This is a genomic window from Pseudomonas sp. GW458-11-26-14-LB4 (genome assembly GCF_059423925.1).
This window is the reverse complement of sequence record NZ_JBWKYU010000003.1, coordinates 221,714-247,574: the sequence shown is the minus strand read 5'-3', so window position 1 is coordinate 247,574 and position 25,861 is coordinate 221,714. Positions and strand designations below refer to the sequence as shown.

21 protein-coding genes, 1 tRNA gene and 1 pseudogene are annotated in these 25,861 nt (G+C 60.4%); 13 read left to right on the top strand and 10 right to left on the bottom strand.

The window, feature by feature from the left end:
• Positions 1-123 precede the first annotated feature (123 nt).
• Complete coding sequence (locus tag AC07XZ_RS06160; RefSeq protein WP_085745657.1) at positions 124-783, top strand: carbonic anhydrase; 660 nt, start codon at positions 124-126, stop codon at positions 781-783.
• Positions 784-1,173: 390 nt separating this feature from the next.
• On the opposite strand, the gene AC07XZ_RS06155 is transcribed toward AC07XZ_RS06160, so the two are convergent.
• Together AC07XZ_RS06155 and AC07XZ_RS06150 are read right to left on the bottom strand one after the other, a co-directional pair.
• Positions 1,174-1,494 (bottom strand): hypothetical protein, encoded by a 321-nt coding sequence (locus AC07XZ_RS06155; RefSeq protein ID WP_102686156.1) that lies wholly within the window; start codon positions 1,492-1,494, stop codon positions 1,174-1,176.
• Between the two features lie 52 nt (positions 1,495-1,546).
• The gene (locus tag AC07XZ_RS06150) at positions 1,547-2,044 is read right to left on the bottom strand and encodes a short chain dehydrogenase (protein ID WP_102686157.1); all 498 of its coding nucleotides are present in this window, start codon (positions 2,042-2,044) and stop codon (positions 1,547-1,549) included.
• A gap of 150 nt (positions 2,045-2,194) precedes the next feature.
• On the opposite strand from AC07XZ_RS06150, the gene AC07XZ_RS06145 reads away from it, so the two are divergent.
• The 3 genes from AC07XZ_RS06145 (at position 2,195) to AC07XZ_RS06135 (ending at position 3,937) form a co-directional block, all read left to right on the top strand.
• Positions 2,195-2,443 carry a hypothetical protein gene (locus AC07XZ_RS06145; protein ID WP_129974203.1) on the top strand — a complete coding sequence of 83 codons (249 nt, stop codon included), beginning with the start codon at positions 2,195-2,197 and terminating at the stop codon, positions 2,441-2,443.
• A gap of 176 nt (positions 2,444-2,619) precedes the next feature.
• A complete protein-coding gene (locus tag AC07XZ_RS06140) occupies positions 2,620-3,549 on the top strand; it encodes a ZIP family metal transporter (RefSeq protein ID WP_102686159.1) in 930 nt (309 codons plus the stop codon).
• Between the two features lie 73 nt (positions 3,550-3,622).
• On the top strand, positions 3,623-3,937 hold the full coding sequence (locus AC07XZ_RS06135) for an alpha/beta fold hydrolase (RefSeq protein ID WP_236188531.1): 315 nt from the start codon (positions 3,623-3,625) through the stop codon (positions 3,935-3,937).
• A 121-nt stretch (positions 3,938-4,058) separates the two neighbouring features.
• Here AC07XZ_RS06135 and AC07XZ_RS06130 read toward each other — a convergent pair whose 3' ends face one another.
• Entirely contained in the window at positions 4,059-4,961 is a 903-nt protein-coding gene (locus AC07XZ_RS06130; protein WP_039768508.1) for a bestrophin family protein, read from the bottom strand.
• A gap of 518 nt (positions 4,962-5,479) precedes the next feature.
• Here AC07XZ_RS06130 and AC07XZ_RS06125 point away from each other — a divergent pair.
• Positions 5,480-6,103 (top strand): annotated as a pseudogene (locus AC07XZ_RS06125) (ATP-binding cassette domain-containing protein); the annotation flags it as partial.
• Complete coding sequence (locus AC07XZ_RS06120) at positions 6,101-6,574, top strand: cupin domain-containing protein (RefSeq protein WP_256590506.1); 474 nt, start codon at positions 6,101-6,103, stop codon at positions 6,572-6,574. The pseudogene AC07XZ_RS06125 and the gene AC07XZ_RS06120, both read left to right, overlap by 3 nt.
• 199 nt (positions 6,575-6,773) lie before the next feature.
• On the opposite strand, the gene AC07XZ_RS06115 is transcribed toward AC07XZ_RS06120, so the two are convergent.
• Entirely contained in the window at positions 6,774-7,385 is a 612-nt protein-coding gene (locus tag AC07XZ_RS06115; protein ID WP_102686161.1) for a dTMP kinase, read from the bottom strand.
• Between the two features lie 149 nt (positions 7,386-7,534).
• On the opposite strand from AC07XZ_RS06115, the gene AC07XZ_RS06110 reads away from it, so the two are divergent.
• The 3 genes from AC07XZ_RS06110 to AC07XZ_RS06100 all read left to right on the top strand — a co-directional run bounded on the left by AC07XZ_RS06110 (position 7,535) and on the right by AC07XZ_RS06100 (position 12,728).
• Positions 7,535-8,668, top strand: coding sequence for an aminotransferase class V-fold PLP-dependent enzyme (locus AC07XZ_RS06110; RefSeq protein WP_102686162.1), 1,134 nt, complete (start codon positions 7,535-7,537; stop codon positions 8,666-8,668).
• Positions 8,669-8,939: 271 nt separating this feature from the next.
• Positions 8,940-11,345: a glucose/quinate/shikimate family membrane-bound PQQ-dependent dehydrogenase gene (locus AC07XZ_RS06105; RefSeq protein WP_102686163.1), complete on the top strand. Its 2,406-nt coding sequence runs from the start codon at positions 8,940-8,942 to the stop codon at positions 11,343-11,345.
• 84 nt (positions 11,346-11,429) lie between these two features.
• A complete protein-coding gene (locus tag AC07XZ_RS06100) occupies positions 11,430-12,728 on the top strand; it encodes a carbohydrate porin (RefSeq protein WP_102686164.1) in 1,299 nt (432 codons plus the stop codon).
• A 67-nt stretch (positions 12,729-12,795) separates the two neighbouring features.
• Here the strand turns inward: AC07XZ_RS06100 and AC07XZ_RS06095 are convergent, their stop codons facing one another.
• On the bottom strand, positions 12,796-14,991 hold the full coding sequence (locus tag AC07XZ_RS06095) for an OsmC domain/YcaO domain-containing protein (RefSeq protein ID WP_102686165.1): 2,196 nt from the start codon (positions 14,989-14,991) through the stop codon (positions 12,796-12,798).
• A 177-nt stretch (positions 14,992-15,168) separates the two neighbouring features.
• Between AC07XZ_RS06095 and AC07XZ_RS06090 the strand changes: the two genes are divergently transcribed.
• On the top strand, positions 15,169-17,790 hold the full coding sequence (locus AC07XZ_RS06090) for a bifunctional diguanylate cyclase/phosphodiesterase (protein ID WP_102686166.1): 2,622 nt from the start codon (positions 15,169-15,171) through the stop codon (positions 17,788-17,790).
• Between the two features lie 99 nt (positions 17,791-17,889).
• Positions 17,890-19,173: an OprD family porin gene (locus AC07XZ_RS06085; protein WP_256590504.1), complete on the top strand. Its 1,284-nt coding sequence runs from the start codon at positions 17,890-17,892 to the stop codon at positions 19,171-19,173.
• A 7-nt stretch (positions 19,174-19,180) separates the two neighbouring features.
• On the opposite strand, the gene AC07XZ_RS06080 is transcribed toward AC07XZ_RS06085, so the two are convergent.
• The 5 genes from AC07XZ_RS06080 to AC07XZ_RS06060 all read right to left on the bottom strand — a co-directional run bounded on the left by AC07XZ_RS06080 (position 19,181) and on the right by AC07XZ_RS06060 (position 23,657).
• Positions 19,181-19,276: transfer RNA gene (locus AC07XZ_RS06080), tRNA-Sec, on the bottom strand.
• Between the two features lie 6 nt (positions 19,277-19,282).
• Positions 19,283-21,193, bottom strand: coding sequence for a selenocysteine-specific translation elongation factor (selB, locus tag AC07XZ_RS06075; protein WP_102686168.1), 1,911 nt, complete (start codon positions 21,191-21,193; stop codon positions 19,283-19,285).
• Positions 21,190-22,596 (bottom strand): L-seryl-tRNA(Sec) selenium transferase, encoded by a 1,407-nt coding sequence (gene selA, locus AC07XZ_RS06070; RefSeq protein WP_102686169.1) that lies wholly within the window; start codon positions 22,594-22,596, stop codon positions 21,190-21,192. The genes selB and selA overlap by 4 nt, the downstream gene beginning before the upstream one ends.
• Positions 22,597-22,647: 51 nt before the next feature.
• On the bottom strand, positions 22,648-23,328 hold the full coding sequence (locus tag AC07XZ_RS06065; RefSeq protein WP_102686170.1) for a DUF3313 domain-containing protein: 681 nt from the start codon (positions 23,326-23,328) through the stop codon (positions 22,648-22,650).
• Positions 23,329-23,345: 17 nt separating this feature from the next.
• Entirely contained in the window at positions 23,346-23,657 is a 312-nt protein-coding gene (locus AC07XZ_RS06060; protein WP_102686171.1) for a hypothetical protein, read from the bottom strand.
• Positions 23,658-23,806: 149 nt separating this feature from the next.
• On the opposite strand from AC07XZ_RS06060, the gene AC07XZ_RS06055 reads away from it, so the two are divergent.
• Together AC07XZ_RS06055 and AC07XZ_RS06050 are read left to right on the top strand one after the other, a co-directional pair.
• Positions 23,807-24,532, top strand: a complete 726-nt coding sequence (locus AC07XZ_RS06055; RefSeq protein WP_102686172.1) for a response regulator — start codon at positions 23,807-23,809, stop codon at positions 24,530-24,532.
• Positions 24,529-25,860: an ATP-binding protein gene (locus AC07XZ_RS06050; protein WP_102686173.1), complete on the top strand. Its 1,332-nt coding sequence runs from the start codon at positions 24,529-24,531 to the stop codon at positions 25,858-25,860. The genes AC07XZ_RS06055 and AC07XZ_RS06050 overlap by 4 nt, the downstream gene beginning before the upstream one ends.
• The last annotated feature ends 1 nt before the right edge of the window (position 25,861 follow it).

Below are 25,861 nucleotides of genomic sequence, written 5' to 3'. Positions count from 1 at the left end.
ACGAAGCTTGAGCGGTGTGAGGTCGCGCACTCGCCTGCAACGTCTGCGATAATGACGCCCCACTGAGGCGCGAAGGCATCGAGTGCTCGTCTCGGCATCCGGAATCAGGCTTTGGAGGACTTTATGCGTGACATTATTGATGGCTTTCTGCGGTTTCAGCGCGAGGTGTATCCACAACGCGTCGAGCTTTTCAGGCAGCTCGCGACAGAGCAAAACCCAAAGGCGTTGTTCGTAACATGCTCGGACAGTCGTGTAGTGCCTGAACTGCTCACACAGCGTGAGCCGGGTGAGCTGTTCGTGATCCGCAACGCCGGCAACATTGTGCCGTCATATGGTCCTGAACCGGGTGGTGTTTCGGCTACCGTCGAATATGCGGTTGCAGTGCTCGGGGTACGGGACATTGTGATCTGCGGCCACTCGGATTGCGGAGCGATGGGCGCGATTTCACGCTGCACGTGTCTGGATCATCTTCCGGCAGTTGCCAACTGGCTTCGGCACTCGGACGCCGCGAAAGCGATCAACGCGGCGCATGAGTTCGATACGCCACGCGACAAGCTCGATGGCCTCGTTCGTGAAAACGTGATCGCACAACTGGCGAACCTGCGCACCCATCCATCGGTGGCGCTTGCGCTTGAGCAAGGACGCTTGAATTTGCATGGCTGGGTCTATGACATCGAGGCGGGCTGCATCGATGCGCTGGATGGTGCAACTCGGCGCTTCGTCAAGCTTTCCGATTCACCGACCACCGTTGCCGTTGCTGCGCGCGATGCTGGTCAGTTGTAACTCGCGGAAGGACTGCACGTCGCTGATGACGAGAATTCTCTAAGCATGCGTTGAGTCAAGGGCTGGGCACCTTATGCCAAGCCTGCGCTCGCGCTATGCGTTTTGCCCGAAGCAGAGGACTGCCGAGGCCGTCGCGGCAGTCCTCTGCCTCTTTGTCTCAACTTACTCCTGGAGTGAGATCCAACCGTTCGCCTGTGCAAGAGTGGCACTGCCGGCGCCAGTGGAGCCTGGCCAGGCTTGTAAGCGCTTTCCCTGTCCACCGCAGCGTTAACTTGGCTACGTCGTACAAATGCCAGAGGGCCAGCGGTTGTATTGGGTGCATCCAATGCCTCGGTTCGTCGATCATGAGCAACACTGGAACATCATCCGAATCGCACCTTAGGCCGAGAGTTAATCAGGCTCTTGGAGCGAGCTGAACCATTCGGCATAAGGGGTGTTGACGACCAGCCGCCGGTTGAAGTCAGCGCTTCCATCAGCCCACCAGACAGGCCCCCGTTCCCCGAGGGCCACTTTGGCCATTTGTACCTTTTCCCGAGCGCGCTTGAGTTGCGACCCGTCTTGCGCACTCTTAGCGTTCTTGACCTCTCGTCGAGCGGCCATAAGCGCATCGACAAGACGCTGGCGCACATCTTCATCCAAAGACGGGTTGGAACATCGCCATAGCTGGCCTTTGACAACAAAGTAGCGACCGTCTGGTGTCACTGGATGCATTCCTGTCTCCGACCGTTCAAAGAGCACTTCTCCAAAAATTCAGCAAGGACGGCTATCTAGGTTTTCGGGCAGGAAGGCGATTGGCTTGTTTGACTCCAAGCAGTATTCCCAGCATTAACGCAGCGCCTGCCGCCAGGAGGATTGGATACGGATGTTTACCTGACATCCGGACGCCCTCGACTCCGAGTTGATCGCTTGCCGGAGCAGGTCGATGTCGTGATGACGATGGAGTAAGACTGCTTGGACTGGCAGGGGAGTCGACATCTGCCCTGTACGGCATTTCGTTCAAGGGCAAACGCGCACCGTCCGCGAGAGTCAGGGTGAGGTCCTCGACAGTGCCGGCGAGTCGATCGGGAAACACCGGCTCACCCGTGGGATCAAGTTCATCGTAATAAAACTGCTTTCCTTCCAGCCAACCTATGGCCGTCATCAATTCCGGGCCAAGATAATATTTTCCGTCGAGGAAGAAACCCGGGAAATGTCGCGTGCGTTCGAGACTGTCTATGGTGTAGCGCTCGCCTGCCTTCATACCGGTTGCTGGGTCGATCATGATGAAATCCTCAGATTCGCTGGTGTTGCGATAGAGGACGGGGCCTGGCGCAACGTTCCATCGAGATTACCGAAAGGCTGTGCTTCGTCAGACCTTTTGAACCTAATTCGAAAACTGTTGCTCAACCGGGAAATGTACGGGGTGGGTGAAATGAATGCTTTCAAGAATCAACTGACGCTTGAGCAGGAATCCAGATTGAAAGCCCTGGATGCCTGGCATCGTGCGTTGGAGAACCGAGCGTTACGCATGGAGTGTCCCGATGCCTATCACGAGGAACTATTGCGCCAGTCTGATGAGATGCATCGGTTGGGTATGTTGACCGATTCCGAATGGCGTGACCTGAGAAGGGAGGCAGATGCGGCCTATCTGCGTGCGGTCGCCGGTGAGGATTATCACTGAGGTCATTCAGCTCATGTCTATTGCCGACGAAGCCAGGGCGATGTCCGACCCAGACAGCAATCCGATCACGGGTGCGGACCTGGGGGCGGGTGTGAAAGGCGAACCACAACCTTAACGACGTGACCGCACGCCAAAGGGCGTGCGGTTTTTTCATCTCAAGACAACAGGAGGGTGCGATGTCCGAGCCGTTGACCTCATCTGGCGCAACACTTCGCTCACGGTTTGTTCGGTTCTCAAAATCCGGATGGGGCGGGCTAGCCTTCTGGTCAATTCTGATTGGCGTGACGCTTTACTTGCTGATCAGCGGGTATGGTGCCTTCGTCGGCGCCAACAAACAAAATCTGCACTTTGCATTTCTCGGCGGCATGTCAGGCTTCGCTGCGACGGCCATAGGTGCGGTGGCAGCGATCGCGTTACGTGATATCGCCGCCAGAACGCAGGACATCATGCTGGGCTTCGCTGCCGGGATGATGCTGGCCGCCAGTTCGTTTTCGCTCATTCTTCCGGGTATCGAAGCCGCCCAGGAGCTCTGCGGTAACCAGCTGCTCGCAGCCTGTGTCGTCGTTGCAGGATTGGGATTGGGGGTAGCGCTGATGATCGGTCTGGATCGCTTCGTGCCTCACGAACATGAGAAAAGCGGTCGCCGTGGGCCCGAGGTGCAGCGCATCAATCGCGTATGGCTGTTTGTTCTGGCAATCACGCTGCATAACCTGCCGGAGGGGATGGCCATTGGAGTGAGCTTTGCCAATGGCGACATGAAGGTGGGATTGCCGCTAACCACTGCCATCGCCATTCAAGACATTCCCGAAGGCCTGGCTGTGGCCCTTGCGTTACGCGTGACCGGGATTTCAGCGCTTCGCGCTGCGCTTATTGCGGTGGGCTCAGGGTTGATGGAGCCCATAGGCGCGATCGTCGGCTTGGGGATTTCGAGCAGCTTCGCATTGGGATATCCCATAGCGCTCGGTCTGGCGGCGGGCGCGATGATTTTTGTGGTGTCCCATGAGGTCATTCCCGAGACCCATCGCAACGGTCATGAGACACCTGCAACCTTGGGGTTGATGCTCGGTTTCGGGGTCATGATGTTTCTCGACACGGCTTTGGGTTGACCCCTTACCTCCCATCCCGCACAAGCAAGAAAGATCCGGCCATTCAGTTCAGACGCTGCTGCGGTTCGGTGTGATGAAAGGCATGCTCTCTGTTAATCCGCAAACCTACTATTTCCAGCTCGCAGCCTTGATCGGATGGACAAGCCTGCTTCGCTTGTCCCGGATGCTTCAACGCACGCTGATTCTTGCCGGCGACCGCGATCCGTTAATACAGGCGTACAACGGCCATATCCTGCGCCGCACAATCCGACATTCAGAACTTCGCCTTCTGGAGGGCGAGGGACATTTCTTTGTGGTGACCAGCGCTGGACGAACTGCCGTCCTGGTCCGCGAATTTCTTCGCCGCCACTATGACGATGAAGAGAAGGCGCCGAGGATCGCGAACTGAAACACCAAGGCTGGCCTGGAGCGCACACAGGTCAGTTAATCCGCTCGTCTCATCAATAGTCGCTCTGCACCTGATAAAGAAAAGGGTAGTCCCGCTATCGTGCTGCTGCTAAAGCAGCGCCTCACGCGTGCTCTTCAAGCCTGCGCACATCACCCAACGAATCACGTTGCATCGACTGCAAGTTCTTTTCAATGGTTTCGCACAGTGCTTCCATTTGAATCTGGTGTTCGCTGTGGCGAAACGGGCTTTGCAGATCGGTGCCGATGCGTTCGATGGCCAGCAGCATGAATCCCACCACGGTCGACGCCAGCGGCGTAAACCAGCCCAGGGATTCGACCAGTCCCACCGGCACGATCAGGCAGAACAGCGAAATAAACAGCCGCGGAAAATAGACGTAAGGGTAGGGCAGCGGGGTATTGGCGATCCGCTCCATGCCGCCCTGACTGTTGGACAGGTCGACCAGCGTCGACTCAAGCCGCGCCAGGCGAATACTGTCCAGATGCCCGGCCTTGTATTCCTTGGCGAGCAAAGTCGCGGAGCCGGTGAGAATATCGTTGGCAAAGTTATTGGTCGTGCCACTGCGGGCGAACTCTTCGGCGGGAATAAACGCCCGCACCTCGTCAGGACAAGGCTGGCCTTGCAGATGCGCGGCGAGGCAGTTCACATACGCGACGTGGCGGCGCAGCAGAGTGGATTTGACCGGATTCACCTCGCCGCCGGCGTCGTCCAGCAGCGTCAGCACCTGCCGGGCGAAGCTGCGGGAGTTGTTGATCATCGCCCCCCACAACGTCCGCGCTTCCCACCAGCGGTTGTAGGCGCTGCTGTTGCGAAAACTGATCAATACGATCAACGCCGAACCCAGCAAGGTCAGCGGCATCAGCGGCAGGTTCAGCTTGGCGTTGAGGAACAGCATGAAGTCGACGGTGACGGCGATGTCCCACAGCAGCAACCAGAACAGAGACCAGCCCACGTAGCCCAGGGTCTTGATGATCAGGCGGTATTTTTTGACGATGGCAGCTTTCAAACGGAAACCTCGTGGCGAGCAGTTTGCTTAAACGCTTAAGCTCGGACGATGCCTGGCACCGGCAGTTCCCTGAAGCAGCCAACCGTCAGTCAATCTGCGAAGCCCGGCCATCCGAATGGCCAATGCTTGCGAGAAAAATCCTCGTATCCCGATTGAACCGCAGATGAACCACGCGGGACCTGCGATACAGGATCGTTGTCGCTGTGCAGCACGTCCGGCGGTCGGCACGCAACAAACCACATCGCTTTGAAAAGCACCTCCGGAAACCGGGCGGGAAAGCCTAAGCTCATTCCAAAAAGATATTTATTTAATCTTTTTAAGATCGTTTAGCTTTTAGCAAAGAAAACGTGCAGCGCCTCGCTTGCGGCGTTTTTTGCCTCAGGCCAACCCTGTCCGCGGTTATTGCCTGAGGCTCCTGTCCATTTTTTCTACCCTGAACGGCCATATATCTGGCCGTCAGCGGTTCGTTGCCGGGAGCCCTCGTGACACTTATTCAAACCTCTTTGGCAACGGTACAGATCGACTTGCCTGAACGATTGGCCCCACCCATCGACGATAGCGCCGAGGAGGGCGATGTTGTCCTCGAACTGCGAGGCGTCACTAAAGCTTATCTGCGCAAGGGCGGATCGCCGTTGCCGGCTGTCAACCACGTCAGCTTGAAGGTCCGGCGCGGCGAAGTGCTGTGCCTGATGGGCACCTCCGGCAGCGGCAAATCGACCTTGCTTCGCCATATCAATCGTTTGATCGAACCCACCAGCGGTGAGGTCTTGATTGAAGGTCAGGCTATCAGCGGCCTGAGCCACAAAGCGTTGCGGGATTTGCGCTCGCGGCGAATCGGCATGGTGTTCCAGCATTTTGGTCTTTTGCCCCATCGCACGGTGCTGGACAACGTTGCGCTGCCTCTGGAGTTGCGCGGCGAATCCGAGGCCGTCCGGCACGCAGCGGCCACCCGACAGTTACAGGCGATGGGCCTTGAGGGATGGGGCGAGCATTATCCCCACGAGTTGTCCGGCGGTATGCAGCAAAGGGTCGGTCTTGCGCGGGCATTGGTGACTGATCCGGATATTCTCCTGATGGACGAGCCTTTCAGCGCACTGGATCCGACCATCCGGCGAGACCTGCAAAGGCATTTTCTGGCCTTGGACCTTGAGCCTCACGTCGAAGGTGGTTTCTTTCGCAGAACCTACCAGGCCGATCATCGGGACATGCTCGAAACCGCCGGTGGGCCGCGTTATCTGATGACGTCGATTTACTACCTGTTGACCGAAGATTCACCGGTCGGCCAGTTTCATTTCAACCATTCGGACATCCTGCATTATTTCCATCTGGGCGATGCCATTGAGTACAGCTTGATCCTTGAAGACGGTTCACTGCAGACGTTGGTGATGGGCAGCGATGTTCTAGCCGGACAACATTTGCAATTGCACGTACCGGGCGGAATCTGGAAAGCCTCCAGATTGCTGAATGGTTCGAACGGATTTGGTTTGATCAGCGAAGCGGTTTCACCAGGGTTTGATTTCGCGGATATGGAAATGGGGAATCGGCAGAAACTCACAGCGCAGTATCCGCAGCATCGAGTGCTGATTGAAAAGCTGACGCGTGACGAGGATTGAGCTCAGCACATTTCAAATGGAGAGATCTGCAGGCAACAAGGATCAGGTCCTTTGAGAGCGATGCTGGAGATTGAAATGGTGTGCGCAACCGGGCTGACTTCGTAATACTTTGTTACGTGTAATGTATATTATGTTAAATGATGTGTCTGGGCGGATCTTTATGAACTCCCGCCTAAAACCATCTGATCCACCTCGGCAATCAGTTGAACAATTCATAGATCTCAGAAACCACCTGCATCGTCGCATCCTCGACCGTTCCTTCATTACGGCACAAAACCCAACCATGATCGGCAGCTGCTTGCTCGAACATCTCCGTACACGCGACATGCTCTGCGTGCTTTTGAATCACAGTACCGCCCAGTCCTCTGGATCGTGCCGTTGCCCTGGCCCATGAAATATCCGGCGTGGTGACGACGCCGACATGCAGGTCAGGCACCTGCACGTTTTGCTCGATATTCAACTGGAGAATCTCTGCAAACGGGACGGTATGGCGAAACGCGGCGTCAGACGGATACCAGCGATCGATCAAGACAATGCTGCCCAGCGGCTGCTTAGTCAGCACGTGCCGGGAGATCCAGCTGCGGCTATCAGCAAAGCGCTGACACACAGCCCACTCCAGATCCCGGGAGGGATTTCTGGCAAGTTCGTTAACGAGGGCCATCGTGGCACCCCGGTACGGATCGCTTTTTCTCTCGCAAAGCCGGATGACTTTCTTGTTGTCGGCCCTCAGTACTGCCGTAACCGCTTCCAATAATGTGGTCTTGCCGGTTCCTTTTGGCCCATCCAGAGAAATAAACAGCGGACGATTCATTTTTCACACAACGATTGAGGCATTGATGAGCACTCTATCCTCATTTACTGAAATTGAATCAGCTCATCCCTGCCCTTTGCCTAGACTTGCTTCCCAATGATGTTCGCCAGACCTTTTGACTGCCAGGGAATCACATAAGGAGCCACCCCATGTCAAAGCTATACCCCGGAATCGATCCCGAAGGGCTTATCGAGTACTCCGTGGTTTACACCGACCGCTCGCTGAACCACATGTCGCAGTCGTTTCAGGCCGTGATGAAGAACATTTCCCAGACCCTGAAACAGGTCTACAACGCCGAGGCCGTTGCGGTGGTTCCGGGCAGCGGCACATTCGGCATGGAAGCGGTGGCACGCCAGTTCGCCACCGGCCAGCAATGTCTGGTGATACGCAACGGCTGGTTCAGTTATCGCTGGAGCCAGATCCTTGACACCGGCAACATCCCGGCAGCCACGACGGTGCTGAAAGCCCGACCGGTCGAAACCGGGCGCCAGGCTGCCTACGCCCCGCCACCTCTGGACGAAGTGCTGGCAGCCATTGCGGCTTCGAGGCCGCAGATTGTCTTCGCCCCCCACGTTGAAACCTCATCAGGGATTATCCTGCCCGACGAGTACCTGCGGGCCGTCGGCGACGCCGTGCATGCGGTGGGTGGGCTGTTCGTGCTGGACTGCATCGCTTCCGGCACGCTTTGGGTTGATATGCACAAATGCGCCGTCGACCTGCTGATCAGCGCACCGCAAAAAGGCTGGAGCGCCTCCCCTTGCTGCGCTCTGGTGATGCTCAGTTCTTTGGCTCTCGAACGCATCGAGCAAACTCAAAGCAGCAGCTTCGCCTGCGACCTGAAAAAGTGGCTGCAGATCATGCAGGCCTACGAACAGGGCGGACATGCCTACCACGCGACGATGCCCAGTGATTCCCTCGCGCGGTTCAACGACGTGATGAAAGAGACGCAAGCCTACGGTTTCGACAGGATCCGCGACGACCAGCAGGCTCTGGGCGATCGGGTGCGCGCCATGTTGACCGGCAAAGGCTTCAAAAGCGTGGCCGCAGTCGGCTTTCAGGCGCCAGGTGTCGTGGTGAGCTACACCGATGATGCCGATATCAAAAACGGTAAGAAATTTGCCAGCCACGGCCTGCAGATCGCCGCCGGAGTACCGTTGCAGTGCGACGAACCGGCCGACTTCCAGACCTTCCGCATCGGTCTGTTCGGACTCGAAAAGCTTCACAACATCGAGCGTACGGTCAGCACCCTCGAGCGGGCACTGGATGAGCTGATGGTTAGCTAAGCTTTCATCTCGGCCGCAGCCAATACCGTTCCCGCAGATCCTGTCTGGCGGGAACCACCAGGCCGTGATCAACCTGTCATAAATTCCATATCTGCTGGCAAATAGAGGACTTTCCTACCGTTTCAATAGCACCTGAGGGGCCGCGAAGACAAGGCCAGCGTCGATCCGTCGCACCATTGAGCGCCAAAACCCCTTTCATTCTGATTTAGTGATTTAACTAGGTAGTTACCTAACTATATAATGCCCTCCTCATTTCAACGGGACATTCAACGTGAAGCAGAGTCAACGCCTCTCGGGCATATCAACATTCATTCTGGTCGGGCTGGGCGTGATCATCGCCCTGCTCGGCTTGGCACTGGCCGCTGGCGGTGTGAAATTGGTCAGCCTGGGAGGCTCCTGGTACTTCCTGGTGGGTGGTCTGGCGATGACCATTTCCGGTCTGCTGATCGCACGCCGCAAGCCTGCCGGCGCCTGGCTGTTCGCAGCGTTTCTGCTGGGGACGGCGATCTGGGCAGTGATCGACGCAGGGCTGGTGTTCTGGCCGGTGTTCTCGCGTTTGTTCATGTTCAGTGCAGTTGGCCTGGTGGTCGCGCTGGTCTATCCGCTGCTCAAGCGCGCCAATGGCGGCGTTGCGGGTCGTGGTGCCTACGGTGTCGCCGCTGTTCTGGCGGTCGGACTGGCCGTGGCCGCCGGCAACATGTTCGTCGCGCATCCGACCGTTGCCCCTACTGGCACCGGCCCGGGCCTGACGCCGGTCGAGCCGGAAAAAGCGCAGAAAGACTGGGCGCACTACGGTAATACCGAGGGTGGCAGCCGCTTCGCCGCGCTGGACCAGATCAATCGCAGCAACGTCGACAAGTTGAAAGTCGCGTGGACCTACCACACCGGCGACATCGCCGAGAGCGACGGCAACGGCGCCGAAGACCAGCTGACTCCGCTGCAGATCGGCAACAAAGTCTTCATCTGCACCCCGCACAACAACCTGATCGCACTCGATGCCGACACCGGTAAAGAAATCTGGAAAAACGCGATCAATGCTCAATCCAAAGTCTGGCAGCGTTGCCGTGGCATGGCCTATTTCGACGCCAGCGCCGCCGTCGCCAAACCGGCCAGCTCGCCAGTGAGCGAAACCCCGGTCGCACCCGCCGCCAACTGCACGCGCCGTCTGCTGACCAACACCATCGACGCCCGCCTGATCGCGGTCGATGCCGACACCGGCGAGTTCTGCCAGGGTTTCGGCACCAACGGCCAGGTCGATCTGAAGGCCGGTCTGGGTGATGTCCCGGACAGCTACTATCAACTGTCCTCCGCGCCGCTGATGGCCGGCACCACCGTGGTGGTTGGCGGTCGCGTTGCCGACAACGTGCAGACCGACATGCCGGGCGGCGTGATCCGTGGTTTCGACGTGATGACCGGTGCCATGCGCTGGGCGTTCGACCCGGGCAACCCGCAGGATAAAAACGCACCGGCAGACGGCAGCAACTACGTGCGCAGCACGCCGAACAGCTGGGCGCCGATGTCCTATGACCCGGCGACCAACACGATCTTCCTGCCGATGGGCAGCTCGTCCACCGATATCTATGGTGTCGAGCGCAGCAAACTGGATCACACCTACGGCGCCTCGATCCTGGCGCTGGACGCCAACAGCGGCGAAGAAAAGTGGGTCTACCAGACCGTACACAACGACCTCTGGGACTTCGACCTGCCGATGCAGCCAAGCCTGATCGACTTCACCAAGGACGGTAAAACCGTGCCGGCGGTGGTGATCGGCACCAAGGCCGGGCAGATTTACGTGCTCGACCGCGCCACCGGCAAACCACTGACCGACGTTAAAGAAGTACCGGTCAAGGCGGCCAACATTCCGAACGAACCCTACTCGCCAACCCAGCCGAAATCGGTGGGCATGCCGCAGATCGGTGCTCAACACCTGACCGAATCGGACATGTGGGGCGCCACGCCGTACGACCAGCTGCTGTGCCGCATCGATTTCAAATCGATGCGCTACGACGGGCTGTACACCGCGCCGGGCACTGACAAATCCCTGAGTTTCCCGGGTTCGCTGGGCGGCATGAACTGGGGCAGCATTTCCACTGACCCGGTGCACGGTTTCATCTTCGTCAACGACATGCGTCTGGGCCTGTGGATTCAGATGATCCCGTCGCAGAACAAGGCTCAGGCCTCTTCCGGTGGCGAAGCGCTGAACACCGGCATGGGTGCCGTGCCGCTCAAGGGCACGCCTTACGCCGTGAACAAAAACCGCTTCCTGTCGGTTGCCGGCATTCCGTGCCAGGCCCCGCCGTTCGGGACGCTGACCGCCATCGACATGAAAACCCAGAAAGTCGCCTGGCAAGTTCCGGTCGGCACTGTTGAAGACACCGGCCCGCTGGGCATCCGCATGCACCTGCCGATCAAGATCGGTCTGCCAACCCTCGGCGGCACCCTGTCGACCCAGGGCGGCCTGATCTTCATCGCCGGCACCCAGGACTTCTACCTGCGCGCCTTCAACAGCGCCAATGGTGAAGAAATCTGGAAAGCGCGTCTGCCGGTTGGCAGCCAGGGCGGCCCGATGACGTATGTGTCGCCGAAAACCGGCAAGCAATACGTGGTCATCACTGCCGGTGGTGCTCGCCAGTCGACCGACCGTGGCGACTACGTGATGGCGTACGCCCTGCCGTAAACCGCAGCGCCCTCCTTCACTTCACTTGTGCGCGGCACCTTCGGGTGCCGCGTTGTTTCATGTCCTTCGCTCTGGATTTGCGCAATGTCATTGGCTGTTCGCTTTTCTCACGCCGGCGTATTCACCGGCATGCTGTTCGGTCTCACCTGCGGCGCTGCCCTGCCCGCCCTCGCCGATACCGATTCGAACGTGTTCACCCGCAGCACCCTGACCGGCGACTGGGGCGGCCTGCGCCACCAGCTCGATAAAGACGGCATCAAGTTCACCGGCGATTACACCGGCGAAACCGCCTACAACGCCGACGGCGGCCTGCATCGCTCGGCGCGCTATTCGCAGAACATCAAGCTCGGCGCGCAGTTCGACCTGAGCAAACTGTACGGCGTCGACAACGCCGGCAAGATCCAGCTGAGCATCAACGACCGTCGCGGCAACAGTGCCTCCGAAGATCTGGTCGGCAACCGTCTGCCCATCCAGGAAAACTACGGCGGCCTCTACACGCGCCTGACCGAGCTGAGCTACGAGCGCAGCCTGTTTACCCCGGCGCTGAACGTCAAACTTGGCTACATGGCCATGGGCAACGACCTCGGCGGGCTGGACAGCGGCATTCTCTGCAACTTCATGAACGCCGGTTTCTGCGGTCACCCGCTGAACATGTCCGGTGGCAGCGGCTGGACCAACTACCCCAACGCCCACCTGGGTGTGCGGGTGAAATACGACCTCTCCCCTGCCTGGCAACTGCGCGTGGCCGCGTTCAACGTCGACCCGGAAAGCAACGGCAATTCCAGCCGCGCCTGGCACCTGGGCCCGAAACACACCACCGGCACGGTGGTGCCGATCGAGCTGGTCTACAAGCAGGCAGGCAAACTGCCCGGCGAGTACAAGGTCGGTTATTACTACGACAGCTCCGACGTCAAACGCATCGGCAGTGACAAGGAAGTGTCCGGTCGCGGCGGTCATTACGTTCTGATCGACCAGGCCGTCTGGGCTTCGGACGTCTCTGAAGGTCGCAGCCTGCACGCCTTCGGCCAATATTCGGCGGCCAGCGAAGCAGCTTCGCCGTTCAGCAAGTGGTACGGCACCGGCCTCGTTCTGTACAAGCCTTTTGAGGGCCGTCCGCGTGACACCGTAGCGCTTGGCTACGGCCGCGCAGTGCCGAACCCGCGCAGCCGTGATGTGCAGCAAGACGCGGCGCTGGACAATGGCGCAGCGTTTCCAAACCTGGACAGCGCCGAGCAATTGATCGAACTCGGCTACGGCTACCAAGCCACTCCATGGCTGACGCTGCGCCCGAATATGCAGTACATCATCGAGCCGGGCGCGTTTTCCGGGAAGGACATCGACAATGCATTGGTGTTTGGATTGCAGGTGAAAGCTGCGCTCTGACGCCAAAGTTTGTCGACCACAAAAAAAGCACCCGAAGGTGCTTTTTTTGTGCGTGCCGCCAACGGAATCAACCCGCGAAGCTGGCCCGCGCTGCGTGCAGTTTCTTGTAGCTCTCGATCAGACGCAGATGGCGATCCAGCCCTTCCAGCTTCATGCTGGTCGGCGTCAGGCCGTAGAAGCGCACGCTGCCGTTGACCGAGCCGATCGCCGCATCCATGCGCTCGTCGCCGAACATGCGGCGGAAGTTGGCTTCGTAGTCTTCCAGCTCCAGATCCTCGTCCAGCTCCATTTCCAGCACCACGTTGACCGCTTGATAGAACAAGCCACGCTCGACGGTGTTGTCGTTGTATTGCAGGAACGCTTCGACCAGATCCTTGGCCTGCTCGTACTTCTGCAAGGCGAGATAGATCAGCAGGCGCAGTTCGAGAATGGTCAACTTGCCCCATGGCGTGTTGTCGTCGAACTCGATGCCGATCAGCGTGGTGATGTCGGTGTAATCGTCCAGCTCGCTGTGTTCCAGGCCTTTGGCGAGGTTGCGCAGACCGACCTTGCTCAGGTTGTGCAGGTTGAGGATGTCGGCACGGAATTGCAGCGCTTTGTTGGTGTTGTCCCAGATCAGGTCTTCTACCGGATAGATCTCCGAATAGTCCGGTACCAGAATGCGGCAAGCCTTGGCGCCGATGTGCTCGTAGACCGCCATGTAGACTTCCTTGCCCATGTCTTCGAGGATGCCGAACAGCGTCGCGGCCTCTTCGGCGTTGGAGTTTTCGCCGTTGCCGGAGAAATCCCACTCGACGAATTCGAAGTCGGCCTTGGCGCTGAAGAAACGCCACGACACCACGCCGCTGGAATCGATGAAGTGCTCGACGAAGTTGTTTGGCTCGGTCACGGCCTGGCCCGAAAAGGTCGGCTGCGGCAGATCGTTGAGGCCTTCAAAGCTGCGGCCCTGCAGCAACTCGGTAAGGCTGCGTTCCAGCGCCACTTCGAAGCTCGGGTGCGCGCCGAACGATGCGAACACGCCGCCGGTGCGCGGGTTCATCAGCGTCACGCACATGACCGGGAACTCACCGCCCAGCGACGCGTCTTTGACCAGCACCGGGAAACCCTGCTCTTCCAGCGCCTTGATCCCGGCGAGAATGCCCGGGTACTTCGCCAGCACCTCTTGCGGCACATCCGGCAGGGCCATTTCGCCTTCGAGGATTTCGCGTTTGACCGCCCGCTCGAAGATTTCCGACAGGCACTGCACCTGGGCTTCAGCCAGGGTGTTGCCGGCGCTCATGCCGTTGCTGAGAAACAGGTTTTCGATCAGGTTGGACGGGAAGTACACCACCTTGTTGTCCGACTGACGTACGAACGGCAGCGAGCAGATGCCGCGCTGGGTGTTGCCGGAATTGGTGTCGTACAGGTGCGAGCCGCGCAGTTCGCCGTCACGGTTGTAGATGCCCAGGCAGTATTCGTCGAGGATTTCTGCAGGCAACTCATCTTTGGCGCCAGGCTTGAACCAGCGCTCGTCCGGGTAATGCACGAACTCGGCATTGGCGATCTCTTCGCCCCAGAACTGATCGTTGTAGAAGAAGTTGCAGTTCAGCCGCTCGATGAACTCGCCCAGCGCCGAGGCCAGCGCGCTCTCTTTGGTCGCGCCCTTGCCGTTGGTGAAGCACATCGGCGACTGCGCATCGCGGATGTGCAGCGACCAGACGTTGGGCACGATGTTGCGCCACGAAGCGATTTCAATCTTCATGCCCAGGTCGGCCAGAATCCCCGACATATTGGCGATGGTCTGTTCCAGCGGCAGGTCCTTGCCGGCAATGCAGGTGCCCGCGCCGGACGTGGACGCCGGCATCAGCAAGGCCTGGGCATCGGCGTCGAGGTTCTCGACTTCCTCGATCACGAACTCCGGCCCGGCCTGCACCACCTTCTTCACCGTGCAACGGTCGATCGAGCGCAGGATGCCCTGGCGATCCTTCTCGGAAATGTCCGCCGGCAGCTCGACCTGGATCTTGAAGATCTGGTTGTAGCGGTTTTCCGGATCGACAATGTTGTTCTGCGACAGACGAATGTTTTCGGTCGGGATATTGCGGGTGCTGCAGTACAACTTTACGAAGTAAGCCGCGCACAAGGCCGACGACGCCAGGAAATAGTCGAACGGACCCGGTGCAGAGCCATCGCCCTTGTAACGGATCGGTTGGTCGGCCACCACCGTGAAGTCATCGAACTTGGCTTCAAGTCGGAGGTTGTCGAGAAAATTGACCTTGATTTCCATGCGGGTTACCAGAATAGCGGGCTAAACAAATTGGCCGCCATTATCCGGCTTTTGAGCGTGAAGTCTTGTGCTTTTGCTTAGCGGGGCCTGAGCGGTCAGACACCTTTGACGAACTTCCGAACATCTCGAAGCTGAAGATGTTCTAGATTGAAGAAGTACCGGATCAAGGACGAGCAAATGGACATTTCCAGCCGTGCGACGTCGTTACCCACCCTGCAGGGCTCTGTCACCCGGCGTCTGGCCGTCGCGGTGGGTGCGCTGTTCATTGCCGGAGTGATGGCGGCGACCGCTGCGTTGCTCGGCATTGCCACTCAACTGGATGAGGATGACGTCAATGACGTGCGGTTCTATTCCGGCCGAGCGCTGGAAAACCGCATCACGGCATCGAAGAACTACATCACCAGTTACGCCTACTGGACGACAGCGTATGAACGTTTGAGCGGCACGGTCGACACGAACTGGGCGTATACCGAGCAGAACATGGGCAAGACCCTGTTTACCAGCGACGGCTATGACGGTCTGTTCGTGCTGGATCGAGAACGCACCAAATACGCCGTGGTTCGCGGGCAATTGCTCGATGCGCAACTGCCCCAGTTCCTGCAGCTTTCGGCGAACAGTCTGGTGGAGCAAGTGCAAAGTCAGCCCGACCTGACCAAGCCCGTCAGTAGTTATTCATTGTTCGAAGGCTGGCCGGCGCTGGTCACCGCGGCGGCGATCCTTCCCAACGATGAGCGCCCAGTGGGCGATCCCCAAAAGACTTCGGTACTGGTATTCGTCGACAAACTGACACCCACCAAGTTGCGCAAGATCGGCAGCGGGTACGGGCTGAACAATCTGTCGCTGGCACCGGACGACAGCATCGACCAGGGCCAGCCCCGCGTCCCGCTGGACAGCACCGGATACAGCCTCGTTGCGGATCTGGAGCGACCGGGCCTGCATCTGCTGTGGTCATTGTTGCCCACCCTCGGCTCCGCCTTGATTGTGTTGATGGCGCTGACGGCCTGGTTCTTTCGCCATGCATTGCGTTCCTCGCGCTATGTCGACAACAGTTTTGAAGCGATGCAGGCCTCGAATCAGGCACTGCTGGCGTCCAACCGCGCACTGGAAGCCAGCGAAGAGCGCTTCCGGGCGGTGGCCGAAGCCGCGTCCGACTGGATCTGGGAAGTGGATGAAGCGTTGTCCATCACCTATCTGTCGACCCGGTTCAGTGCGGTCACCGGCTATCCGCAGGCCCAATGGATCGGGAAACACATCGGGCACTTGCTGGTCTGCGACACCACTCCGCTGGATCTGTGGCTGAAAAAACTCGATGAGGAAAGCAACGCCAGCGACCTGCGCTGCACCTACCGTGACCGCGACGGGCAACAGCGCCACTGCCGCCTCTCGGCCAGGCCCATCGTGGAAAGAGCGGCAGTCGTCGGCTATCGCGGCACGGCCAGCGACATCACCGATGAGGTCGCCGCCCATGCGCAGATCCAGCACCTGTCCTTGCATGACGCGCTGACGGGACTGCCCAACCGCAACAAGCTGTCGCGCTATCTGGACGACGCTCTGCTGCTCAAGGAGCACGCCCCGCCTTTATCGGTGCTGATGATTGACCTGGACAATTTCAAGCCGATCAACGATTCGCTCGGGCACCCCGCCGGCGATGCTGTTTTGCAAGAGGTTGCCGGCCGACTGCGCGAATGCACGCGCGACCACGATATCGTTGCCCGCCTGGGCGGTGACGAGTTCGTCGTGGTGCTCTGCGGCATGGACACGCATCAGGAGATCGACAGATTCTGCACACGCCTGATCGGCAGCCTGCATCAGCCCATCCTCTTCGAACAGCAACCGTTGCACATCGGCGCCAGTGTCGGCATCGCCCTGAGCCGGCGTCATGGGTACGTGGCCAGCGAGCTGATCCGCTGCGCAGACATTGCGCTGTACCAGGCCAAATCCGAAGGCAAGAACACCTGGTGCTATTTCGAAGCGCACATGAGCGATCAGATCCAGACCCGTCGGCAGATGGAGGACGACCTTCGAAGGGCCCTGACGAACAATGAGTTCGTGCTGCACTATCAACCCCGATACAAGGTCGATGGCAAGGAAATCGTCTCGGTCGAGGCACTGGTGCGCTGGCAGCATCCTGCCAAAGGCTTGCTCGGGCCGGATTTGTTCATTCCGCTGGCCGAACAGACCGACCTGATTGTTCCCCTCGGTCGCTGGGTCCTGCGTGAGGCTTGTGAAACGGCACTGACCTGGCCGGCGGACATTCTCCTGTCGGTCAACCTGTCACCTGCGCAGTTTGCGATTAGCGATGTGGTCGAAGATGTACGCGAAGTTCTGGTCGGCACTCGCTTCCCGGCCAGCCGGCTGGAGCTGGAAATCACCGAGAACGTAATGCTCAACGACACGGACGGCGCGCTGACCACCATGACCGCGCTCAAGGAACTGGGCGTGCGCCTGAACATGGATGACTTCGGCACCGGTTATTCTTCCCTTGGCTATCTGCGGGCCTACCCGTTCGATGGCATCAAGATCGACAAACGTTTCATTGCCTCAATCAGCACCGGCGCCAATGATCGGGCGGTGGTGCAGGCCATCATCGGACTGGGTAAAGCGATGGGGCTGACCGTGACCGCCGAAGGCGTCGAAACCGAGGAACAACTGGACATCCTGGGCAAGGATCAATGCAACGAAGTTCAGGGTTATTACATGAGTCGCCCGATCGACAAGGCGGCCTTCGCCAGTCTTCTGCAGGCATCAAGAGCCGCCGCTGTCGATTCTTCCAGGCAACGAAAAGGCCGGGTGACCTGAGGACGCTGACTCAGCACATCCGCTCAATCGCGGCACGACGGTTTGCTTCAGTATCCGGCGACTTCCATCACGGCCGGTCACTGACACATGAAAGGTTTCATGCAACCGCGTTTCGCCCTGGCACTGTTGTATTGCGCAATGACCGACTCGGCATTTGCCAGCGGATTTCTCGACGACGCCAAAACCGAAGTGCTCAGCCGCAACTTCTACCTGAGCAACGACTATCGCTCGCCCTCTCCGTCCGGTAAAAACTACAAACAGGAATGGGCTCAAGGGTTTATCGGCACTTTCGCATCCGGTTTCACGCAAGGAACCGTCGGGTTTGGCCTTGATGCCCACGCCTTTTATGGTCTGAAACTCGATGGTGGCAAAGGGCACTCCGGCACGGGACTGTTGCCGGTGGACAGTGATGGCCGTAGCGAAAGCGAATACTCCAGCGCGGGTGGTGCGCTGAAGCTCAAGGCCTCGAAAACCACCCTCGCCTTCGGTGAAATGACCGTGGAAACGCCGGTGTTCGACACCTCGGACAAACGCCTGCAACCGGAGTACGCCACAGGGTTTCTGCTCGACAGCCATGAGTTCGATAATGCGCGCGTTGTGGCCGGGCGTTTCACGGCGTTCAAGAATCAGGACAGCTCTTCCGGCAGAGGCGATTTTCAGGGCTATGGCGCCAGCACCCGGGGCGAAAGCATCAGTTTTGTCGGCACCGACCTGTTCAGCGACAGCCCGGTGGGCGGCGCGCTGTATGCGTCCGACCTGAGCGACACCTGGCGCCAGTACTACGCCAACCTGCATTTCAAACGGTCCGGTGTGCTGCTCGACGCCAACGTCTACCACACCCGCGACACCGGACAGGCACTGGTGGGAGAAATCGACAACACCGCGTTCAGCCTCTCGGGCAAATACACCTTCGGTGCCCACGCGGTCATGCTCGGCTGGCAACGCATCAATGGTGACACGCCGTTCGATTTCGTCGGCGGCGACTCGATCTACCTGGCCAACTCGATCAAATACGCCGACTTCAACGGCGCCAACGAACGTTCCTGGCAAGCACGTTACGACCTGGATCTCGGCGCCTTCGGCATTCCCGGGCTGAATTTCATGACCCGCTACGTCGCCGGCAGCCACATCGACGGCACCCACGCGCCCAAGGGCGGCGCCTATAACCCGTTCGACGCGGACAGCGGGCAATACCAGCCGCAGCAAGGGGACGGCGGCAAACACTGGGAACGCGACATCGATCTGCGCTACATCGTCCAGTCAGGTGCGGCCAAGGATCTGTCGGTGCAGCTGTCCCACGTTTCGCACCGGGCCAACAGCGCCCAGGCGGGCGATGACATCGACCGGATCTACGTGGTGATCCAGTACCCGTTGGGCTTTTGAGGGAAATTGGCGGAAGGCAGCCGGAGTCGAACCTGCCCGGGAACGGATGCCGTCCCCAACCGGGTTTGAAGCCCGGCCGCGCCACCGGGCGCGATTGCCTTCCTTGAACTCAGTCCGCGCCGGGGTTGGCCAGCGCACTGTCGGTGCGGATTTGCCGGCCTTCGCCGACGCGCCGGGTCAGGCCCAGCCGGTCGAAGTATTCGAGGATCTGAATACTGCGCTTGCGTCCCAAGCCTAGCGCATCGCGGAAGGCCGTGACTTCGATCTGCGGATTTTCTTCGGCCAGGCGCAGCAGCACCGCCGCCATTTGCCGCAGCGTGATGTCGGTGACAAACAGGTCGCGCACCACTTGATGCATCACGCCAAGGCGCGCCAGTTTGCGCAGCAGCAGACGCACGATCGCATCTTCCTGACCGACGACTTTCGCCACGTCGCGTACCCACGGCGGATCGAAATCGGCCTGTTCGAACAACGGTTGCAGCGCCTGCCACAGGGTTTCGTCGTCGGCGCTCAGGCGCACTTGATGGTCGGGCAAATGCAGCCACGGGCCGCTGGCGACCAGGGAGCCGGCGCCGAGCAGTTCTTCCAGCAGGCTGATAAAGGTCGCACGTTCGAGGCTCAAACCGCTGAAACGCCGCAGACGGTCGCGATCCGGGCCCATCTGATCGGGCTCCAGCTCATGAAAGCGCGCCAGTTGTTCCAGCAAGGTGAACTTGAGCATGCCCCAGCGCTGCGCATTGAACAGCACCGGGCCCTGACGGGTTTCGATCAGGCGGACGTTGTCCGGCAGCGTCCAGCCGTCACGCGGACGATTGAACTGACGTTCCAGACGCTGCGGATCGAGGCCGCTGTCGCTGTATTCCAGCAGCGTCGGCAAGGCCTGTTCCAGCTCGGAGCTGATCGCCAGCACACGCAGTTGCGCCAGCCGTTCCGGACTGCGGCGCTGACGGGCCGGGGCGAAGGGATCGAGCACACGCCCGCCGCCGAGCGTTCGCTGGGCGCTGGCATCACGCAGGATCAGCGGATCGCCGTGGACGCCATGCACCGGAGCGTTCGTCAGCAGTTGCGCAAACATGCGCTCGCCGGGCGCCAGGCTTGAACCCTCCAGCAAGGCGACCCGGGCGATCACGTCCTGCGTGCCGAGGTGCAGGTGCACTGGCTGGAAGTGCTGGAAAACCCGCTCGCCCGACAGCAGCCGGAATTCGATGTCCAGCCGCTGAGTCGGTGCGTGCAGCCATTCGGCGAGCAACCATTGGCCGCGATGGATCTGCCCGAGTTCCAAACGATCCGCGCTGATGTTCAGGGCCACGCGCTGGCCGGCGAAGGCTTGTTCGGCAGCCTGATTCTGCGCGTGCAGGCCCCTGACCCGCACGGTTTTACCCGCCGGGCCGAGGCTGAGTTTGTCACCCACGACGACCGAGCCCGAAAGCGCCGTCCCCGTTACCACGATCCCGGCGCCGGCGACACTGAACGCCCGGTCGATGGCCAGACGAAAACCGCCTTCGCGACTGCGTTCCTCTGCGTCTATCTCCAGCAATGTCTGGCGCAGCGCATCGACGCCTTCGCCCGTCACGCTGGAAACCGTCAACAGCGGCGCTCCCCCATAGGGTCCGGGCGCCAGCAGGCTTTCAATCTGTCGGCGAACCTCTTCCACCCTGCCCGCCTCGACCCGGTCGCACTTGGTGATCGCCACCAGCGCCCGTGGAATGCCCAGCAGCTCGACAATCGCCAGATGCTCGCGGGTCTGCGGCATCACGCCGTCATCCGCCGCCACCACCAGCAACACCAGATCGATGCCTTGCGCGCCTGCGAGCATGTTGTGGGTGAATTTCTCGTGGCCCGGCACGTCGATGAAACCGGTCAGCCCGGCGCCAGGCGCCAGTTCTGCGTACAGATAACCGAGGTCGATGGTCATCCCGCGTTCGCGTTCCTGCGGGCGGCGGTCGCCGGTTTGCCCGGTCAGCGCTTGCAGCAGTGACGTCTTGCCGTGGTCGATGTGCCCTGCCGTGCCGACGATCACGTTTGCAACTGCCCGAGTTGCGCCTGCCACGCCGGTTCATCGTCGAGTTGCCGCAGGTCCAGCCACAACGCGTCGTCATCAATGCGCCCGAGCACCGGGATCGGCAAGGCGCGCAATGCGGCTTCCAGATTCAACAGGCAACGTCCGCGCAGGCGTTTCGATACCTGCGGGCGCAGGCACAGCGCTGCGCTCTGTAGGCGCGCCACCGGTTGGCTGCCGCTGCCGATCATGCCAAATGCCGGCATCGCCGTGACGGTCCAGCCTTCGCCCAACAGTTCGGACAAGGCCGGTTGCAGGCGTTCGGCCTGGGCCAGAATCTCGGCTTGCGGTCGGGTCAGCAAGCGCAGGCTCGGCAAGCGTTCGGCCAGCCGATCCGGGTCGCGATAGAGTCCGAGCACTGCTTCCAGTGCGGCCAAGGTCAGTTTGTCGACCCGCAATGCGCGTTTCAGCGGGTTCTTCTTGATCTTCGCGATCAGGTCCTTGCGCCCGACAATCACTCCCGCCTGCGGCCCGCCGAGCAGTTTGTCGCCGCTGAAGGTGACGATGTCGGCGCCATCGAGCAGCGCCTGACGCACCGTCGGTTCCGCCGGCAGGCCCCAGCGGGTCAGGTCCAGCAGGCTGCCGCTGCCGAGGTCTTCGAGCAGAGGGAGGCCATGTCGGTGGGCCAACGCCGCCAGTTCGGCGGTCGGCACCCGGGCGGTGAAACCTTCGATGCTGTAGTTACTCGCGTGCACGCGCATGATCAGGCCGCTGCGCGGGCCGATCGCCGCTTCGTAGTCGCGGGCATGGGTACGATTGGTGGTGCCGACCTCGTGCAGGCGCACGCCAGCACGGCTCATGATGTCGGGGATACGGAACGCGCCGCCGATCTCGATCAGTTCGCCCCGGGAAATAATGCCTTCCTTGCGCGCGCCGAGGCTGTTGAGGGTCAGCAGCACGGCGGCGGCATTGTTGTTGACCACCGTCACGGCTTCGGCGCCGGTCAGCTCGCGGATCAGGCCTTCGATCAGGTCGTCGCGGTCACCGCGCTTGCCGCTGGCCAGGTCGAATTCCAGATTCAAGGGATAGCGCGCCGCCAGTTGCACGGCTTCGATGGCTTCTTCGGGCAGCAAGGCGCGGCCGAGGTTGGTGTGCAGCACGGTGCCGGTCAGGTTGAACACGCGGCGCACCTGGCTGCGCTGCTTCAGGGCCAGGCGTTCAGAAACCCTTCCGGTCAAGGCTTCAGGGCTGATTTCAACGGCGGTCAGTTGCCCCGCCACCACGGCTTCGCGCAAGTCATCCAGTAACTGGCGAAACCCCGTCAACAGGGCCTCGCGCCCGTAACGCTCGGCCAATGGCTGGCACGCCGGGTGGCGCAACAGGCTGTCAATCGACGGTAACCGCAGGGCAACACTTACGGACATCAGGCACTCCCGAAATCGAAATACGCCTGATGATGTTAGACCACCCTGCTTCTAGCGCAGCGCGGCCCGCTGAACCGGCACATAGGTTTGACTCAGGTCCGTCGCCCAGCCATCGAGTACGGCTTTCACGTTATCGGGCGTCATGACCTGTTTATCGTTCTCCAGCGGCACGCCCTTGCCCTTGCGCACCACCTCGGCCACGACCTCCCCGGTCGAACCGTCCTCGAAGGACACTTCGGTGGCGATCTCACTGTCCCGGTCACGAATGCCGGTGGCGCTGCTCACCCCGGCCGCGACCAGTGTCACCGGCAGCCATTCATAAAAGCGCAGGCCCTGAGTACTGGCGGCGACCTGGGTGATGGCCGGTTTGACGATCAGTGTGTTCGGGCCGGGTTTAGAAACCAGCGGCAGCACCTTGCCCAGCTCGAGCCTGAGGGCTGCGTCGTAGTAGTGGGTCACGCCCGACAAGGTACTTTGGGGAATGCGCTGCGACGGCTGGGGCCGGGGATAGAACTGGCTCGGCGCCAGGTAAACCTGGGTGTAACGCCCCCTCATCAGTGTCGGGCTGACCCAGCTCAGAATCTTGTGCCCCGAAGCGGTCTGCCCTTCCTTGAGCACGCTGTAATCCCGTAGAAACCCGGCCTGCGGCTCCGCCGGAAGCTTCTTGCTGCTGCACGCCGACAGGCTGAGGGTGGCGGCAAACAACACGGCCAGTGAGCGATGGCTAGTCATCGATGGTGTTTCCTTGTTCAAACGTGGACGTGGCTGTGCGGGGTGTTGTCGGAGCACTCGATGCGCAACTGGCCGTGAGTCATGATCCATTGAATGAATTCGGCGGTAGGAATCGTGTGCAGGTATTCGACCCAATGGGCCTCGGTCGGGCTGAACCGTTCGAAATAGCGGCGCAGGATCAACTGACTCTGATCGTTGGCCAGCCCCAGGCACGTCTCCTGGAACAGGATCGGCGTGTCGGGACCCGGTGCGGTGGTGCGCTGGGTCAGGATCAACGGGCGCACGGCGCCATGGTCCCGGGTGATGTAGCCGCTGTTCATGTCCTTCATGTTGAGCCCCCTTGGTTGGAAGGCGTGCAGAGTGCCTGCGGATGTTTGCCCGACGATGTCCGGCTGATGTCCGCGCTGAAGGAATGTTGCAGGATTGAAATATATGACCGGCGCATCGAAATGGTTTTAGATGCGCTTCTTTTGGGTTCATGGATTGCGCAAACGTGAGCAGATTGCTGATCGTCGATGACGACGGGGAAATTCTGTCCTTGCTGAAGAAGTTCTTCGTTCAGCACGGCTATCAGGTCGATGTCGCCGCCCATGGCGAGGCCATGTGGGCGGCCATTGCGCAGGCACGGCCGGACACGATCATCCTCGACCTGATGCTCCCCGGTGAGGGTGGCCTGAGCCTGTGCCAGAAAGTCCGGGCGCAGATGGGCATCCCGATCATCATGCTCACGGCCATGGCCGAGCTGAGCGACCGGATCGTCGGCCTGGAATTGGGCGCCGACGACTACCTGACCAAGCCCTTCGCCCCGCAGGAGTTGCTGGCCCGGGTGCGCGCGCTGCAACGCCGGGTCGGTGAGAACACGCCGTCCGGCGCCGAGCCTTCACGCCCGGTCATGGCCTTCGCCGGTTGGCATCTGGACATCACCTGCCGCGAACTGCGCTCGCCCGAAGGCGTGATGATTCCGATGTCCGCCGGCGAATTCGACCTGTTGCTGGTGTTGCTCGAACATCCGCAACGCATCCTGACCCGCGAACAACTGATCGACCTGACCCACGGCCAGGGCCACGACGCCTATGACCGCAGCATCGACGTGCAGATCAGTCGGCTGCGGCGCAAGATCGAACCGGACAGCAAACGCCCGGACCTGATTCGTACCGTGCGCAACGGCGGCTACATGTTCACCGCCAAGGTCAGCCGCTCATGATCGGCCGGATGCTGCGGCGCGACACCCTCAGCCGGCGGATTGCCCTGACAATCGTCGCGGCGATGCTCGCTTCGCTGCTGCTCAATGCGCTGTTCGTTCAGGTCGCCGGCATCTGGGCCCGCCCACCAATCGAGCGCACCGGGCTGCTGGAGCAGATCGCCGCCACCACCCGAGTGGTCGAGGCCGCGCCGGCAAACTTGCGCCCGCAACTGGCCAGTGCCGCCAGCAGCCCGATACTTGAGGTGTTGTGGAAACCCCGTCGAGCCGACTTCGGTCTGCCGGGGGACGGCGAACAGGTCGAAGCCGGAAAAGTGCCGGCGCTGCGGCAATTGCTTGGCGATAACCGACAGATCGATGTGTTCAACCCCGATGACTGGCCCGCCGGCAGCCCTCGCGCGCATTACATGGCGCTGGTGCGGCTGGCGGATGACAGCTGGCTGTCGTTCACGCCGCCGGAGCGCAGTTGGGGCTTGAGCCTGAACGTGCGGATTGCCGTGATCGTTGCCTTGGGGCTGGTCGCCACGCTGCTGGTCGCTTGGTTGGCCACGCGGCAACTGGCCCAGCCGTTACAGCGCTTTGCCCATGCGGCGCGGCGTTTTGGCGGGGATCTGAAAGCGCCGCCGATCCACCTCGAAGGCCCCCATGAAATCCGTCAGGCCATCGTCGCCTTCAACACGATGCAGGCGCAGATCCAGCATTTCATCGGCGAGCGCACCCACATGCTCGCCGCCATTTCCCACGATTTGCGCGCCCCGCTGACCCGGATGCGCCTGCGCAGCGAGTTCATGGAGGACCTCGATCATCAGGGCAAGCTGATCCGCGACATCGAAGAAATGCAATCGATGATCAACGCCGCCCTGGCGTTCTTCCGGGAAGACACCCACCTGGAACAATCCACCACGTTCGATCTGTCGGAGTTGCTGCAAACCATCGTCGATGACTACCGCGACCAGCACATCGACATCGACTTCAGCGGCCCGGCGCATGTGGTGTACGACGGCCGGCCGCTGGGCATCAAACGGGTCATCGTCAATCTGTTGGATAACGCGGTGAAATACGGAAAGCGCCCCAGCGTGGCGCTGAGCAGCGATGACACGTCGATCCGCATCGAGGTCATTGACGAAGGGCCGGGGATTCCCGAGGACGCGCTGGAGCGGGTTTTCGATCCTTTCTTCCGACTCGAGACCTCGCGCAACCGTGACACCGGTGGCGTCGGGCTCGGTCTCTCGGCGGCACGAGGAATCATTCGTGAACAGGGTGGCGAGCTGAGTCTGCGCAATCGCCGCAGCGGCGGCATACGCGCACGGGTTGAATTGCCGCATCGCTGAG

What these genes read in the sequence shown, in the direction of transcription:
- AC07XZ_RS06160 (WP_085745657.1), top strand. Translation starts at nt 124, where the DNA reads ATGCGTGACATTATTGATGGCTTTCTGCGGTTTCAGCGCGAGGTGTAT.
- AC07XZ_RS06155 (WP_102686156.1), bottom strand. Translation starts at nt 1,494, where the DNA reads ATGCATCCAGTGACACCAGACGGTCGCTACTTTGTTGTCAAAGGCCAG.
- AC07XZ_RS06150 (WP_102686157.1), bottom strand. Translation starts at nt 2,044, where the DNA reads ATGATCGACCCAGCAACCGGTATGAAGGCAGGCGAGCGCTACACCATA.
- AC07XZ_RS06145 (WP_129974203.1), top strand. Translation starts at nt 2,195, where the DNA reads ATGAATGCTTTCAAGAATCAACTGACGCTTGAGCAGGAATCCAGATTG.
- AC07XZ_RS06140 (WP_102686159.1), top strand. Translation starts at nt 2,620, where the DNA reads ATGTCCGAGCCGTTGACCTCATCTGGCGCAACACTTCGCTCACGGTTT.
- AC07XZ_RS06135 (WP_236188531.1), top strand. Translation starts at nt 3,623, where the DNA reads ATGAAAGGCATGCTCTCTGTTAATCCGCAAACCTACTATTTCCAGCTC.
- AC07XZ_RS06115 (WP_102686161.1), bottom strand. Translation starts at nt 7,385, where the DNA reads ATGAATCGTCCGCTGTTTATTTCTCTGGATGGGCCAAAAGGAACCGGC.
- AC07XZ_RS06110 (WP_102686162.1), top strand. Translation starts at nt 7,535, where the DNA reads ATGTCAAAGCTATACCCCGGAATCGATCCCGAAGGGCTTATCGAGTAC.
- AC07XZ_RS06100 (WP_102686164.1), top strand. Translation starts at nt 11,430, where the DNA reads ATGTCATTGGCTGTTCGCTTTTCTCACGCCGGCGTATTCACCGGCATG.
- AC07XZ_RS06095 (WP_102686165.1), bottom strand. Translation starts at nt 14,991, where the DNA reads ATGGAAATCAAGGTCAATTTTCTCGACAACCTCCGACTTGAAGCCAAG.
- AC07XZ_RS06090 (WP_102686166.1), top strand. Translation starts at nt 15,169, where the DNA reads ATGGACATTTCCAGCCGTGCGACGTCGTTACCCACCCTGCAGGGCTCT.
- AC07XZ_RS06085 (WP_256590504.1), top strand. Translation starts at nt 17,890, where the DNA reads ATGCAACCGCGTTTCGCCCTGGCACTGTTGTATTGCGCAATGACCGAC.
- selA (WP_102686169.1), bottom strand. Translation starts at nt 22,596, where the DNA reads ATGTCCGTAAGTGTTGCCCTGCGGTTACCGTCGATTGACAGCCTGTTG.
- AC07XZ_RS06065 (WP_102686170.1), bottom strand. Translation starts at nt 23,328, where the DNA reads ATGACTAGCCATCGCTCACTGGCCGTGTTGTTTGCCGCCACCCTCAGC.
- AC07XZ_RS06060 (WP_102686171.1), bottom strand. Translation starts at nt 23,657, where the DNA reads ATGAAGGACATGAACAGCGGCTACATCACCCGGGACCATGGCGCCGTG.
- AC07XZ_RS06055 (WP_102686172.1), top strand. Translation starts at nt 23,807, where the DNA reads ATGGATTGCGCAAACGTGAGCAGATTGCTGATCGTCGATGACGACGGG.
- AC07XZ_RS06050 (WP_102686173.1), top strand. Translation starts at nt 24,529, where the DNA reads ATGATCGGCCGGATGCTGCGGCGCGACACCCTCAGCCGGCGGATTGCC.